17 protein-coding genes are annotated in these 15,203 nt (G+C 32.4%); 11 read left to right on the forward strand and 6 right to left on the reverse strand.

Annotation, left to right across the window (positions count from 1 at the left end):
• The first annotated feature begins 20 nt into the window (after nucleotides 1-20).
• The 8 genes from EV196_RS01895 to EV196_RS01930 all read left to right on the forward strand — a co-directional run bounded on the left by EV196_RS01895 (nucleotide 21) and on the right by EV196_RS01930 (nucleotide 8,003).
• Nucleotides 21-458, forward strand: a complete 438-nt coding sequence (locus EV196_RS01895) for a nitrous oxide reductase accessory protein NosL (RefSeq protein WP_132214322.1) — start codon at nucleotides 21-23, stop codon at nucleotides 456-458.
• A gap of 2 nt (nucleotides 459-460) precedes the next feature.
• Complete coding sequence (locus EV196_RS01900) at nucleotides 461-1,696, forward strand: nitrous oxide reductase family maturation protein NosD (RefSeq protein ID WP_132214324.1); 1,236 nt, start codon at nucleotides 461-463, stop codon at nucleotides 1,694-1,696.
• A complete protein-coding gene (locus EV196_RS01905; protein ID WP_132214326.1) occupies nucleotides 1,690-2,397 on the forward strand; it encodes an ABC transporter ATP-binding protein in 708 nt (235 codons plus the stop codon). Before EV196_RS01900 ends, EV196_RS01905 begins: the two co-directional genes overlap by 7 nt.
• Nucleotides 2,390-3,172, forward strand: coding sequence for an ABC transporter permease (locus tag EV196_RS01910; protein WP_132214328.1), 783 nt, complete (start codon nucleotides 2,390-2,392; stop codon nucleotides 3,170-3,172). Before EV196_RS01905 ends, EV196_RS01910 begins: the two co-directional genes overlap by 8 nt.
• A gap of 56 nt (nucleotides 3,173-3,228) precedes the next feature.
• Nucleotides 3,229-3,624, forward strand: a complete 396-nt coding sequence (locus EV196_RS01915; RefSeq protein WP_132214330.1) for a hypothetical protein — start codon at nucleotides 3,229-3,231, stop codon at nucleotides 3,622-3,624.
• Between the two features lie 210 nt (nucleotides 3,625-3,834).
• Nucleotides 3,835-4,677, forward strand: a complete 843-nt coding sequence (locus tag EV196_RS01920) for a hypothetical protein (RefSeq protein ID WP_132214332.1) — start codon at nucleotides 3,835-3,837, stop codon at nucleotides 4,675-4,677.
• A 167-nt stretch (nucleotides 4,678-4,844) separates the two neighbouring features.
• Nucleotides 4,845-6,845, forward strand: a complete 2,001-nt coding sequence (locus EV196_RS01925; protein WP_132214334.1) for a TonB-copper family protein — start codon at nucleotides 4,845-4,847, stop codon at nucleotides 6,843-6,845.
• Between the two features lie 195 nt (nucleotides 6,846-7,040).
• Nucleotides 7,041-8,003 carry a DUF438 domain-containing protein gene (locus EV196_RS01930; RefSeq protein WP_132214992.1) on the forward strand — a complete coding sequence of 321 codons (963 nt, stop codon included), beginning with the start codon at nucleotides 7,041-7,043 and terminating at the stop codon, nucleotides 8,001-8,003.
• Nucleotides 8,004-8,024: 21 nt separating this feature from the next.
• On the opposite strand, the gene EV196_RS01935 is transcribed toward EV196_RS01930, so the two are convergent.
• The 6 genes from EV196_RS01935 to EV196_RS01960 form a co-directional block, all read right to left on the reverse strand.
• The gene (locus tag EV196_RS01935; RefSeq protein WP_132214336.1) at nucleotides 8,025-8,483 is read right to left on the reverse strand and encodes a hemerythrin domain-containing protein; all 459 of its coding nucleotides are present in this window, start codon (nucleotides 8,481-8,483) and stop codon (nucleotides 8,025-8,027) included.
• Nucleotides 8,455-9,666 (reverse strand): hypothetical protein, encoded by a 1,212-nt coding sequence (locus tag EV196_RS01940; protein WP_132214338.1) that lies wholly within the window; start codon nucleotides 9,664-9,666, stop codon nucleotides 8,455-8,457. The genes EV196_RS01935 and EV196_RS01940 overlap by 29 nt, the downstream gene beginning before the upstream one ends.
• A gap of 216 nt (nucleotides 9,667-9,882) precedes the next feature.
• Nucleotides 9,883-10,614 (reverse strand): iron-sulfur cluster repair di-iron protein, encoded by a 732-nt coding sequence (ric, locus tag EV196_RS01945; RefSeq protein ID WP_132214340.1) that lies wholly within the window; start codon nucleotides 10,612-10,614, stop codon nucleotides 9,883-9,885.
• A gap of 47 nt (nucleotides 10,615-10,661) precedes the next feature.
• On the reverse strand, nucleotides 10,662-11,096 hold the full coding sequence (locus tag EV196_RS01950) for an RrF2 family transcriptional regulator (protein ID WP_132214342.1): 435 nt from the start codon (nucleotides 11,094-11,096) through the stop codon (nucleotides 10,662-10,664).
• A gap of 67 nt (nucleotides 11,097-11,163) precedes the next feature.
• Entirely contained in the window at nucleotides 11,164-11,514 is a 351-nt protein-coding gene (locus EV196_RS01955; RefSeq protein ID WP_132214344.1) for a hypothetical protein, read from the reverse strand.
• Nucleotides 11,514-12,488, reverse strand: a complete 975-nt coding sequence (locus tag EV196_RS01960) for a polyprenyl synthetase family protein (protein ID WP_132214346.1) — start codon at nucleotides 12,486-12,488, stop codon at nucleotides 11,514-11,516. Before EV196_RS01960 ends, EV196_RS01955 begins: the two co-directional genes overlap by 1 nt.
• A gap of 124 nt (nucleotides 12,489-12,612) precedes the next feature.
• Between EV196_RS01960 and EV196_RS01965 the strand changes: the two genes are divergently transcribed.
• The 3 genes from EV196_RS01965 (at nucleotide 12,613) to EV196_RS01975 (ending at nucleotide 15,120) form a co-directional block, all read left to right on the forward strand.
• Entirely contained in the window at nucleotides 12,613-13,218 is a 606-nt protein-coding gene (locus EV196_RS01965; protein ID WP_132214348.1) for a TetR/AcrR family transcriptional regulator, read from the forward strand.
• Nucleotide 13,219: 1 nt separating this feature from the next.
• Nucleotides 13,220-14,560 (forward strand): TolC family protein, encoded by a 1,341-nt coding sequence (locus EV196_RS01970; protein WP_132214350.1) that lies wholly within the window; start codon nucleotides 13,220-13,222, stop codon nucleotides 14,558-14,560.
• A 173-nt stretch (nucleotides 14,561-14,733) separates the two neighbouring features.
• Nucleotides 14,734-15,120 carry a four helix bundle protein gene (locus tag EV196_RS01975; protein WP_132214352.1) on the forward strand — a complete coding sequence of 129 codons (387 nt, stop codon included), beginning with the start codon at nucleotides 14,734-14,736 and terminating at the stop codon, nucleotides 15,118-15,120.
• Nucleotides 15,121-15,203: the final 83 nt, after the last annotated feature.

Here is a 15,203-nt window from a genome sequence, read left to right on the forward strand (position 1 = left end):
AATTTTAAAAACACTAAAAAATGCGAACACTAAAATACTTTTTAATTATGGCGTTGCCACTGTTTTTAATCAGTTGTAATGTATCGCCAAAAGCCATAAACTATGGTAACGATGGCTGTCATTTTTGTAAAATGACCATTGTAGATAAGGTGCATGCTGCCGAAATTGTAACAAAAAAAGGCAAAGTGTATATGTTTGACGCATCAGAATGTATGGTTCATTTTATGGATGAATTCGACGCTAATGAAGTAGAATTATATCTATCTAATGATTATAATGAACCAGAAGCGTTAATTGATGCTACCAAAGCTACTTTTTTAATAAGCAAAAATATACCAAGCCCTATGGGCGCTTTTTTATCGGCTTTCAAAACCAAAGCGGAGGCTGAAAAAGTACAGGCAGAAAAAGGAGGAACACTCTATACCTGGGACGAACTTCTAGCACATTTAAAACACTAATCATGAAAAAAATAGTGCTTTTCTTAGCAGTCATTTTAATGGCTTACTCTAGTTATGCTCAAAAAATTGAAGTGTGCAACACCTGCCCTATTTCAACATTAAAAAAAGCAATAGCTGTAGCTAAGGATTATGACACTATTTTTGTAAACAAAGGCACTTACAAAGAACACAGTATTATTGTTGATAAACCTCTAACCATTATTGGAAAAAATTATCCGGTTATTGATGGTGAAAAAAAAGGCGAAATTATTACCGTAACTTCTGATTATGTGACGGTTGATGGTTTATTCATTATTAATGTTGGCACAAGTTATACCGCAGATTATGCTGCCATCCGCATAAAACGCAGCAAACATTTTACAGTTAGAAATCTGGTGCTTGAAAAATTGTTTTTTGGCATTTATCTAGAAAGATCTAGCTATGGAAAAATTTACCATAACAAAATTGTCGGAGATGCGGTACAGGAATATAATTCCGGTAACGGCATTCAACTTTGGTATAGTAACAACATCGTTATTGAACATAATTATATTGAGCATGTGCGCGACGGTATTTATTTGGAATTTTCTGATAACTGCCTCATTAAAAATAATGTAAGCGAACAAAATATACGTTACGGACTTCATTTTATGTTTTCCAACGATGATGAATACCGCGATAACACCTTCGGAAATAATGGTGCTGGTGTTGCCGTTATGTTTTCAAAAAAAATAAAAATGTACAACAATATTTTTAGGGAAAATTGGGGAACGGCATCCTACGGCTTACTATTAAAAGAAATTAACGATGCAGATATTGTTGGTAACACCTTTGAGGAAAATACCATAGGTATTAATATTGAAGGTTCTAACCGCATTGTTTATAAAAACAATAATTTTACTAATAATGGTTGGGCAGTTAAAGTACGTGGTGCCTGTTATACAAACAGCTTTTTAGAGAATAATTTTTTATATAATTCTTTTGATATTTCATACAACAGCAATGTAAATGATAATGTTTTTAATAAAAATTATTGGAGCAATTATACGGGTTATGATTTAGATAAAGATGGCATTGGCGATGTTCCTTACAGACCAGTAAAATTGTTTTCATATATTGTAAACCGAACACCCGAAACCATCATTTTATTACGCAGTTTATTTATAGATATTATTGATTTTTCCGAAAAAGTATCCCCTGTTTTTACCCCAGATAATTTATTGGATAACAACCCTTTAATGAAAAAAAACGTATGGTAAGCATTGAAAATTTACATAAAGCCTTTGGTAAAAACCAAGTTTTAAGCGGTGTTGATTTATCCATTAAAGAAGGTGGTATTTTCGCTGTTTTGGGCCCTAACGGATCAGGAAAAACAACCATGATAAAATCTATTTTAGGCATGGTAATCCCGAACAAAGGCACCATTACTATACAAGGACATAATATAAAAAACGCATCCAATTACCGCCAACACATTGATTATTTACCGCAAATTGCCAATTTTCCGAGCAATTTAAAGGTGAAGGAATTGATTAAAATGATTAAAGATTTACGCGGAAAAACCACCGAAGACGAACGTTTAATCCAATTATTTAAACTCGAACCTTTTTTAGATAAAAAATTAGGAACACTTTCTGGCGGAACAAAACAAAAAGTGAATTTAGTTTTAACGTTTATGTTTAACAGTCCACTTGTTATTTTAGATGAACCAACCTCTGGGTTAGACCCCATTTCGCTTATAAGATTGAAAGATTTAATTCAGGCTGAAAAAGCAAAAGGAAAAACCATCTTGATAACCTCACACATTATGAGTTTTGTTGAAGAAATTTCTGATGAAATCGTGTTTATTTTAGAAGGTAAAATATACTTTAAAGGGAGTGTTTCAGAATTAAAAACAAAAACAAACCAACCAGACTTTGAACATGCCATTGCATCCATTTTAACCGAAAATCATGCTTAAAATATTAAAATATAGTTTTTACGATTTAATGCGAAGCCGCTGGAGTTACGTGTATTTTGCCTTTTATTTACTACTAGGTGTTGTCCTGCTGTTTTTAAACAACGATTTATCAAAAGCAGTTATCACGTTAATGAATGTCATTATTGTATTAGTCCCTTTAATTGGTACTATTTTCGGTGTGATGTATTATTACAATTCCAAAGAATTTACCGAGCTTTTACTGGCACAACCCATAAAACGTTCCTCCATATTTTTGGGTCAGTATTTAGGTGTTGCGCTTTCTTTATCTATGAGTTTAATTTTAGGTTTGGGGCTTCCATTTATATTTTACGGCTTATTTAAAAGTACTGCCATTTGGGACTTTTCGCTGTTATTAATTACAGGTACATTCCTAACTTTAATATTTACAGCCTTGGCGTTTAATATTGCTTTATCGAACGAAAACAAAATAAAAGGGTTTGGTTACGCTATTTTAATGTGGTTATTTTTAGGCATTATTTACGATGGCATCTTTTTAATGTCGCTAATTATTTTTGAAGATTATCCGTTAGATAAATTATCGCTAATTGGCACCATGTTAAACCCAATCGATTTATCGCGTACACTTATTCTTTTAAAACTGGATATTTCAGCGTTGTTAGGTTATACAGGTGCGGTATTTAAACAATTTTTTGGCACCAGTTTCGGACTCATAATCTCATTCGTTATGTTAGTTTTATGGGTTGTTTTTCCGTTATTAAGAATTCTTTACAAAGCAAAACGTAAAGATTTTTAATGGTTTAGTCATTTAATTTTAAAAAATATTAATAAAAAAAACTTTAGATTTGCCAAATGATTTCAGCGATTACGCATAAAATAACAGCTTTTGTTTTGGTATTTATATTATTCGCACATAATATAAATACACTTGCTATTATTGGCGACTTTGTTGTTAATCAAGATTTTATTGCAAAAAATTTATGCGTTCAAAAAGAAAATCAGCAAGGATGTAACGGTAAATGTCATTTAATGAAAGAATTGAATGATAGTGAACCAGATTCAAAAACCACCATTCCTGTTAAAGAAACCAGACGTTTTTCATTGGATGCTTTCTGTTCTTATGATATTAAAAATTTAGAAAGTAAAAACATTTTTAATAAAGCATACTATTTCAGCTTTAATTCCTATGCTTCAAATTTAATAGCCATCTATTTTGATATAGATACGCCTCCTCCCATTATTTCTTGATTCTTTTTTAGCTTCAAAAACCATAATTGGTACCATTTTTTCTGAAAAATTAGAAAAAACGAAGCTTTATTTATTCTAAAAAGAAAAAAAAGATTTCGCAATTTTATTTAACATAAACAATAAACAGTGTACGGTTATTATTGCGATACACTTAAATACACACACGTAAAATATTCCGCAGAATTTGTGGGAAATAAAAAATGTAAACATATGAAACTTAAATATATATTACCTATCCTATTCATTTCGATATTCGCCGTATCATGTTCATCAGATGATAATGATTCTGAAACAAATGAAATTGAAGGACTTACACTAGTTCAAGAACTAACAAACGCTACACACACCATCGAATTATACAATGCTACTGGCGAATTTTTAACTGGTTATAATGTTATAAGTATCCGTGTAAAAGACAATGTTTCAAATGCCTACGTTGAAAACGCATCTATTACCTGGAATCCAGTAATGCAAATGACTAACATGTCGCATTCTTGTCCAAAATCTGCTATCGTTAAAGATTCCGGAAAAACAACAGTTTACGAAGGTTTTATCATTTATCAAATGGCAAATTTAGATGGTTCTGGTTGGTCCTTAACGGTCGATTACACCATTAATGGTGAGGCCTATTCAGCAACCGATACTATTACTGTAATGCAAGCCGAAAAGCAAAATGTTACTAGCTTTACTGGTAGTGATAATACGCGCTACATCATTGCTTTATTACAACCCCAAACCCCAAAAATAGCGATTAATGACATGGTTGTTGGTTTGTATAAAATGGAAAGCATGATGTCCTTTCCGGTGGTTGAAGATTATACCATAACATTAGATCCTAGAATGCCAGGAATGGGAAATCACAGTTCGCCAAATAATACCGACTTAACATATAATAGTATTAATGGTTTGTATTATGGCGATTTATCACTAACCATGACGGGATATTGGGTGCTTAATTTAAAACTACTTAATACACAAAACGAAGTTTTAAAAGGTGAAGATGTTACTACCGATAATATTCAAAGTTCTCTGTATTTAGAATTAGAATTTTAAACTTTATAAGCTTTCAAAATTTGAGGGTATCTAAAACGTGTGCTTTTTCTTCATTGCGAGCAACGAAGCAATCTGTAAGTTATTAGTATTCAATTAACAGATTAGTTCACGACGTTCGTAATGACGGTTTTGTACACCTTTCAGATACACTCTTCAAAATTTTTCATATGAATAAACTTATTATATATGGAGGTTTTTTATTATTTAGCACTTTAATATTTGCTCAAGAAGAAACCAATATAATAAAAAAAGATACCACAAAACTGGATGAAGTTCTTGTTATAAATCGTCGGAATTTGAGTAACTACCGGCAAGAGAAAACCTTATCGAGCATTGATGATTTTCTAGAAAAATCGAACCAAATCACCATGATAAAACGTGGTAATTATGCTTGGGAAGCCTCTATGAATAACATGAACAGCGACAGGTTAGCCATTACCATCGATGGGATGCAAATTTTTGGCGCCTGTACCGATAAAATGGACCCTATCACTTCGTATGTAGATGTGTCCAATTTAGAAAAGGTAAGCATTGGTTCGGGGCAATCGGGTTCAGAAAACGGACATTGTGTAGGTGGTGGTATTGATTTGCAACTGCCAACTTCTACCTATAACAACAATGGTTTAAAAACAAGTATCGATTTAGGTTACGAAACCAATGGCAACTATAAAACATCAGGTTTGGATCTAGAATATTCCACCAATAGTTTCTATTTAAATACGGATGGTATTTATAGAAAATCTGATAATTACGATGCTGGCGGCAACCAAGAAGTGCTGTATTCCCAATTTGAGAAATATAATATTTCGTTACAAAGTGGCTTTAAATTGGATGCAAATCAATCTTTAGATGCCAATATTATTTACGATAGAGCGACCAATGTTGGTTATCCTGCACTCACCATGGATGTGTCGCTTGCCGAGGCTTTAATTACCTCGCTATCGCATAATTATATCAATAATACCACTTTTATAAAGTCGTTAGAGTCTAAGCTTTATTTTAATACCATTACCCATATTATGGACGATTCAAAACGTCCAGATGTGCCTATTCGTATGGATATGCCCGGTTGGAGTGATACCTATGGGTTTTACAGTAAAGCAACTATAAAGGAAAACAAACATAACGTTTTATTGAATTTTAATGGATTTTACAACCGGTCCTTAGCAGAAATGACCATGTATCCAAACGATCCCAACCAACCTGCCATGTTTATGTACACATGGCCAGATGTAAGAACACTTTATACGGGTTTGTATGCTAAAGATGCGATGAGTTTAAATGCTTTTGAAACCGTTTCTGCTTCATTAAGATTAGGCTATCATAAAAATAAGATTGCAAATGAAGTTGGCTTGGAAAGTTTGCAAATTTTCTACCCAGACATTAACCATTCCAAAAGTAGGTTGCTAACCAGTTTTTCATCTGATTATCAATGGAAAAAGAATCTATTTGATATCACTTTTGGTTTAGGCTATGGTGAAAGAGCGCCTACGGTAAGTGAAGGTTATGGTTTTTTCTTATATAATAGTTTTGATAATTTCGATTATATCGGAAACCCTTCCTTAAACACCGAAAAATCTGTAGAAGCTAATTTCAAAGTGAACTACCATAAAAATGACTTTAAAATAGGTATTGAATCGTCCTATTTTTATATCATGAATTACATTATTGGCAATATTGATGCATCATTAAGCCCAATGACCATTGGTTCAAATGGTGTAAAAGTTTATACAGCGCTCGATTATGCTACTATTTTTGATGTCTATTTAAATACATCGTATCAACTTTCCAAAGCTTTTTCAGTTAATGGCACGATTGGTTACAATTATGGAACAGGCAGCAATAATGAGGCTTTACCCCTAATAAAACCATTTTTGTACGTCGCAGAATTCAATTATAATACCACCCATTTTAATGCTGCTATTCAATTGGAAGGCAATGGCAACCAAAGCAAATACGGCAGTTTTTATGGCGAAGATGAAACACCTGAATATGCCATTTTAAATTTAAATTTCGGTAATATATTTTATGTAAAAAACCATAAAACAGTCTTAAAATATGGTATTGAAAACATGTTAGACAACAACTACTCCACCTACGCCGATTGGAATAATATTTCGCGACAAGGACGTAATTTTTATATAAACTTGTCATTTATTATGCCTTAATACCTTTTTTCCTCAAGTTCAACACCCATCATCAAACATATTTTAAAAATGTTAGTGAGTTTTTTAATTTATGATAAATGTCATATTCCTAATTAAACACAACTCATACTTTTGTGTTTTCGTATAAAAGACAAATTTATCCTAATTAAAATTTAACAAGAAACACCATTTTAAAAAATGAACTCATACGCTCCAATTGTCGAAACATTACCAGAAGGGCATCCCGTAAAAGTATATTATGAGGAAAGTGCTTTAATACAGGATTTATTATTAGAATTAAATGAAGCCAATCCTGCTGAAGATTTTCAAAAATATTTCAACATTTTCAACCAATTAACAACCATTGAAAAACGGTTTGTGCGTAAAGAAAACCAATTATTTCCTTACTTAGAAAAACACGGTTGGGAAGGCCCAAGTCAAGGTATGTGGTCGTTTCACGATAATTTACGGGAACAAATAAAAATATTAAACACTTACAATAGCGAAAAAAACATTGCCAAAATACAAGACAATATTCCGTATTTAACGCAAGGCATTGAACGGTTATTGATGATTGAAGACAGCAGATTATTCCCCAATTCTATGGAATTAATAACCGAGGAAGAATGGAAAGAATTTTACATAGGCGATGAGGAAATTGGTTGGATGTTACTGGAAAAACCCAAACCCTATCCAGCCATTACTAAGGAAGAAGCATACATTCACCCAAGTGAAGATACGGCCGAAAGGGAACTGACATTTTCATTGGAAAACACGTTTCATTACGATGAAGGTTACATGACGCCAGAACAAGTTAACTTACTTTTACGGTTTCTCCCTATTGATATTACTTATGTGGATGAAAATGATAAAGTGATTTTTTACAACCGTGGCGACGACCGTGTTTTTTCACGAAGTAAAGGTATTATTGGTCGTGAAGTTCGGTTTTGCCATCCTCCAAAAAGTGTTGATATGGTTTTGCGAATTGTTGACGAATTTAGAGCTGGCACCAAAGATGTGGCTGAGTTCTGGTTCAACTTTAAAGGGCAGATTATCCATATTAGGTATTTTGCCATTAGAGATAACAACAAAAAATACAAAGGTGTTATTGAAATGTCTCAAGATATAACCGACATCCAAAAACTTGAAGGCGAAAAAAGGTTGTTAGATTGGGATTAAACTGAATAGTAACAAGCTATATTATTTCCAAAATTCATCATCAAGCTTATCTACAAAGTCAGCTTCATGGTGAATTTTTTCTATTAGCTCCAATTGGGATTCAGTCGCTATTTTTTGAATTTCAGGAAACAAAATACGTTCTTCAAACCGAATATGAGCATCCAAAGCTTCTTCAATTTTGCTTAATGCATTTTTTATGTCTTCATCTGAAAACAGTTTTTTTAAGTATTCATGTTCTGATAAAGCACGTTTAATCAATTCATTATCGCCATCCAAAATAGTGAAAACATGTTGTTCCTCCATTTCAAAATGAGGTATTAAATGGGTTTTAAAAAACCAATCGGCATACACTTTTACACGCTCTGGAGCAATATTTTTGCTAAAACCGGCTCTAATTTTCCATGATAATAATAATCCGTGGTGGTGTTCTCTACTTAAGGGTTGCAACGCTTTATGGCGTTTTATTGGTTTTTGTGTCATAATTTTTAGTTTTTAAAATATTGATAATAAAGATGCCTATGCCAAGTGGCAATAAGATACTGAATACGAATAATATAAGATAATAATTAGGCAATAATCCTTCACCAAAATAAAATAGAACCCCTTGAATAGCTAGAATAACTTCGGTTAATATAAACCCTAAAATAAAGGATGCGATTCCGAAAGTGAGTAATTTGGTCTGTTTTATTGAATAATTTTGTAACAAGAATGCAAATAAAAACCCAGAAATAACACCTAACATAGTTAAATGTATAAAACCTATTACAAAATTTCTATGCTGGTAAGCTGTATTTGCAAGTTCTGGAAACAGTGAAACCGATTGCAAAACAATTTTTAAAACAAAACATATCAAAGCAAATACATACATGAATTTAGTACTATTTTGCTGGTTTTTTACCCATACTCCAAATACAGGTTTTACCATGTTATAGAAGTAAAATAGCGCCGCCAATTGTAATAAAACACCAAATCCATTAATCCATATCAACAAAACATGAGGTGCATACCAATTAACAGGTAATGCAAAAGTGAGTACTGTTGAAACGATTAAAAGCTTGAAGAATAATCGGAAATTTTTAGAATCCTCTAATTTTAATAGATGAAATAATACCGCTATAACGGCTATTAAAAACCAGCCATTAAACTGAAAATGCAAAAAGAACTGAATGGCTATTTGATAAAAAGCCGATGCTTGACCAGCCATAGAAACCGCAGGCCCTAAACACCAAACACCGATGGTAGAAACCAACATAAAAACCAGTGATGTTTTAAGTAAATAGCTAGTAACAACCGATTCGGTTTTATGATACTTAAAAATAAGGTAGGCAAAATAATAGCTACAAAAAATATGTAAGGTTGAAAAAGTGATGGAAACTACCGCATACCCTTGAAACGGGAAACTAAACAACATACCAAAAACCGCCACTTGCGTTACCCAAAACAACCTGTTATAAATGGGTCTTTTCTCGGGAACAAAATAATGAACAAAAAGTGTAAACAACATTAAATACACCCAACCCAACATGGCAATATGCGAATGTGCATGTGTTAAAAACCGATAATTCAACCCAACGGATTGCACAAAATAATATCGCAATACCAACCCTAAAACGGCTGCAATAAAAAAGTTGAGCAAGCAAATTAAAACATATTTTTTAGGCATTTATGCAAGGTTTTATATTGAATTCTGTGATTAATAAGTCACTTAAATGTATTTAAGGTTTTAATGTATGATGTTAATTTGAATTTAGGATGGCACACATTAATGTACTAAACAAAATATAAATTTTAAAAATAAAAATTCCAGAAGATATTTAAGCAATCTCCTGGAATTTATTCGCTATTAATTAGGGATTAAAAAATTTAGTTTAGTTTGCTATTAACCAAATTGCTGTTCTAATTTAATAGCCTCAGGGAATAAAATATTATTTTCTAAATGAATGTGTAAATGTAAATCCTGTTCAAACTCTTGCAACATCGCAAAGGTTACTTGGTATGTGTTACACCCATCGGCAGGAGGTGTGTAGTTGTTTGTTAATTCTGCTATTTGTCTAAAACGTTCGCCTTCATTATCGTGTTCTTGCATCATCATGGCGATTGGGTTTTCAACTTTACCAAAATGAGGCGTTTCGATAGTGCCATGAGAAAGTTTAGCAGCAACCAATTTTTTTACGAAAGGGAAAAGAACCAATTCCTCTTTTTTCATATGTGCAGAAAGTTCGCCGGCAGACGCTGTAAACAACTCATTTATTTTGAATAATTCTGGATGTCTTTCACCGTGAACAGCGCATAATTTGTTTAAGAACTGTAATAATACTGGTATTTTTTCTGCTACGTAGCGGTGGTGGGTTTTCTCAATATATTCTGCCAATAAATCCAATGGCCAAGATTTATAATCGATGGATTGATTTGTTTTAGAGTTTAAAACAGCCTGCAATTCATCTAATATCTTGTTGCTATCTATCCCTTTTTTTTCACAGGCTTCTTCAACAGATCTGTTTCCGTTGCAACAGAAATCTATTTTATATTTTGCGAATACCGCTGCGGTTCTAAAATCGTCGGCAACATACTGCCCTATTTGTTTTTCTGATTGTTTTTGTGTTGTTTCCATAGTTTTTTTATTTCGGATATTTTTATCCTATTTATATTCAAATTTTTTTAAGTCTTCAAAAATGAAGCACCAGATTTTATGTTAAGTGCTAATTCTTCCAAACTCGTATTTTCTAACATTAATTTAAGTTCATCTCGAACTACTTTAAACTTATCGTGCACAGGACAAGGATGGTTTTCATCACATTTTTCCAAACCCAAACCGCAACCATTATAAATATTATCGCCATCTATAGCTTTTACAATTTGAGAGAGTTTAATATTTTTTATTTCATATTTACTAACCTCAAACCCGCCATAAGCGCCTTTAATAGAATTAATAACTTTATGTCTTACCAAGGCTTGCAAAATTTTAGCCGTAAAAGCTTGTGGTGAGTTAATTTCTTCAGCTATTTCTTTAGGGCTTACACGCTTTCCTTCATACGAATTTATCGCTATGAAAATACACGCCTTAATACCATACTCGCAAGCTTTTGAAAACATATTAATTAGTTAATTTGAGGCAAAGATACAATAAATTTTTAATTCGGACAAATTTATCCTAATTAATTTATTTGTATTTATTTCTGAACCATACCTTTTGCCATTCACGTTTTAAAATTAAGAACGACACATCTTCAGATAGTTTAAGTAAATCATCACCATTTAAGGCTTTAATTTCCTGTTCAGAAACATCGACAATATATAAAAGATTTAAATAATCGGTGAATTTTTCTTGAATAAGTTTATAAACTGTTTCGTGAAGCAGTAATTTTAAGCTTGTTGGCAACACATCTTCATGAAAATCTAAATTGATATTTGCCAACAAAAAATCTTTATTCAGTTGAAGCACTAATTGTTGGTACAAACTTAATTGGTTGGCATTTTCAATTAAATCTTCAAATGTTTTTGGTAATTGCATTATACACTTCTGTTCATTAAATTTTCACCAAAAGCTTTTAAAAGCATTTTCTTGTTTTCAGAAATTGACATGAAATCCAAAACATGAAATGCTTTATTTGTGTACGCTTCTATGGCCGTTTTTGTGGCATTTGCAGATCCGCTTTCGTTAAAAATAGTTTTAACCGTTTCTATTTTTTGCTCATTATCTTCCAGCGTTTTACTGAATAGTTCAGAAAGTTTAGCTTTATTGTCTTCGTTTGAAAACTCCAATGCTTTGATGTATAAATACGTTTTTTTGTTTTCAATAATATCGCCACCAACTTGTTTTCCAAAAGTTTCAGGGTTTCCAAAGGCATCTAGATAATCGTCCTGTAACTGAAATGCAATACCTAGATTTCTTCCAAATTCATAAATATTATTTTGGTCTTCTTCTGAGGCATTGGCAACTATAGCACCCATTTTCATGGCGGCACCTACCAAAACGGCTGTTTTATATTCAATCATTTTCAAATATTCTGAAACTGAAACGTCATTTCGTGTTTCAAAATCGACATCATATTGCTGGCCTTCGCAAACTTCCAATGCCGTTTTACTAAACAGTTTAGCAAGTGCTTGAAAGGTGTTGGGTTCGTAATTTTCAAAGAGTTGATAAGCCATAATCAACATGGCATCACCAGATAAAATACCGGTGTTTATACTCCATTTTTCGTGTACGGTTTCTTTACCTCTACGCAAGGGCGCATCGTCCATAATATCATCATGCACTAACGAGAAATTATGAAATACTTCAATACTTAAAGCCGCATCTAATGCCTTTTGATAATTGGTGTTAAAAATTTCTGCCGCCATTAATGTTAAAACGGGACGTAAACGTTTACCGCCTAATTGTAATATATAATTAATTGGATTATATAAAGAAACAGGCTCTCGGTGTGTTGTAAACCCTTTTAAATACGAAGTGAACTCGTCTTGGTAAAATTGTACTTGTTGCATGTAACAAAAATAATGTAATTACGTCAACTAATGCAACTACTTTATTTTACAATATTAATAAATCGTTAAAACTTTGGAAACTTTTTTTGTTTTTAAAGTTTCCTGTTGTACATTTGCCGCAATTATGAGAGAAAAAATTATAACAAAATCTGCCGAAATGTTTTTAACCCTTGGTTTCAAAAGTGTAACCATGGATGATATTGCGAATGAATTAGCTATTTCTAAAAAAACAATTTATGTGCATTTTACCAATAAAACAAAACTTGTAGAAGCAGTCGCTTTTCACGTTTTTGAATCTGTTTGCGAAGGTATTGATGGTATTTGCGTAACATCGCCAAATCCCATTCAAGAATTATATGATATAAAACTCTTTGTACTAAACTACCTTAAGGATGAAAAAACATCCTCACAGTATCAACTTAAAAAATATTATCCGCAAATATATCAGAGATTGCATATAAAGAAATTCGAAAAAATGCATGAATCTGTTAAAGAAAGTCTCCAAAAAGGGATTGAAACCGATCTGTATAGACAAGCCATTAATGTCGATTTTATTTCTAAAATGTACTTTATTGGTATGACAGGCATTAAAGATAACGACTTTTTTTCGAGCGAAACTTACGATAAGGAATACCTTATGGAAAGCTTTTTAGAATACCACTTAAGAGCCATTGTTACAGAAAGAGGGCTTGTAGAATTAAATAAATTTATAAAATCAAACCAATCATAAAATGAAACACAAACTAATACTTTTATTTAGTTTATCACTTTCTATAGCTATGTTTTCACAAGAAAACACACCAAGTTTCTCGTTACAGGAAGCTATAAACTACGCCTTGCAAAACAACCGAACTGCAAAAAATGCCGCACGAGATATTGAAGCGGCAAAACAACAGAAATGGGAAACCACATCAACGGGTTTACCACAAATATCAGCTGAAGTTGGTTATCAAAACTTTTTAAAACAACAAATATCTTTAATTCCTGCCGAATTTTTTGATGGAAACCCAGGAGAGTTTGCAGAACTTACTTTTGGCACCAAACAAAACATGACAGCATTCGCTACTTTAAGTCAAAAAATATTTGACGGCTCCTATCTTGTTGGCTTACAATCTGCTAAAGTGTTTCTGGAAATTTCAAAAAATGCCAAAACCAAAACCGACTTAGAAGTTAGAAAAGCCATTATTAACGCCTACGGAAACGTATTATTAGCCGAAGAAAGTGTTGCCATTCTTGAAAAAAACAAAACCATTCTTGAAAAAAACCTATACGATTTATCAAAAATGTTTGAAAATGGCTTGGAAGAAGAAGAAAGTGTTGAACAACTTCAAATAACACTATCTGGGGTAAGCAGCTCATTAAGTAATACCACCCGCTTAAAAACGTTAGCATACCAAATGTTAAACATCACTTTAGGTTTGGATGTTTATAGCGATACCGTTTTAACAGATAGCCTTGAAAGTTTAACCGTGCAAAATATATCTTTAGAATTGGTTGACTCTGACTTAGATTTAGATAATTCCATTGATTATCAAATAGCCGAAAATGATAAAAGAGCCAAAGAGCTTTTACTTAAACTTGAAAAAAGTAAAGCTTTACCAACCTTGAACGCCTTTATAAATGGTGGCTACAGTGGTTATGGTGATGATTTCGAATTTACAAGTAAAGACCAAAAATGGTTTGGCTCTTCCCTACTTGGCGTTACCATGAACATTCCTATTTTTAGTTCTTTAGGTAGAAGTGCTGCCACACAACGTGCACAAATTAACTTAGAAAAAGCACAAGATGATTTAATTGAAACCGAACAAAAACTACAACTTCAAACGGCGTCTGCAAAAAGCGATTACCAATTTGCTATTGAAGATTACGACAACAAAAAGCAAAATCTAAACCTTGCAGAACGCATCGAGAAAAAAAACCAAACCAAATTTTTTGAGGGTATTGCTTCCAGTTTCGATTTAAGACAAGCACAAACCCAATTATACACGGCACAACAAGAATTTTTACAAGCCATGCTGGACGTAATAAATAAAAAAGCTGAATTGGAAACGATATTGAATGAAGTTGATTAGATTATAGAAAAGGTTTATGAGGTTATAAATGGTTATGAGGTTATAAATGGTTATGAGCTTATGAGTACTCAAACAAATAAACCCATAAACAAATAAACTTATAAACTCATAAACCCATAAACCCATAAACCCATAAACCCATAAACTCATAAACCCATAAACTAAATAAAAAAATGAAGCAATTCTCTTTCGAAAAATTAACCGTATGGCAAAAATCAAGAGCCTTGTCTGTTTCAATATATAAAACAACAAAGTTGTTTCCAGATGACGAGCGATACGGTTTAACAAGTCAAATGAGAAGATGTGCTATTTCCATTGCATCGAATATAGCGGAAGGCTCTGGAAGACACACCAATAAAGATAAAGCACGATTTACAGAAATTGCCTTTGGTTCTGCTTTAGAATTGTTAAATCAACTTATTTTATCAAACGACCTTGAATATATTTCGAACGAAAATTATACTCAAATTCGAGAAAACATCACAGAAATAACAGCAATGCTAGATGGTTTGCATAAATCTCAACTTAATCAAAAAACAAATAAACCCATAAACTCATAAACTCATAAACTCATAAACCCATAAACCCATAATCATATAAACTCATAAACTCATAAACTAATAATCATATAACTCCATTAAAA

It is taken from the genome of Mariniflexile fucanivorans, from assembly GCF_004341235.1.
In the GTDB taxonomy this organism is placed as follows: Bacteria; Bacteroidota; Bacteroidia; order Flavobacteriales; family Flavobacteriaceae; genus Mariniflexile; species Mariniflexile fucanivorans.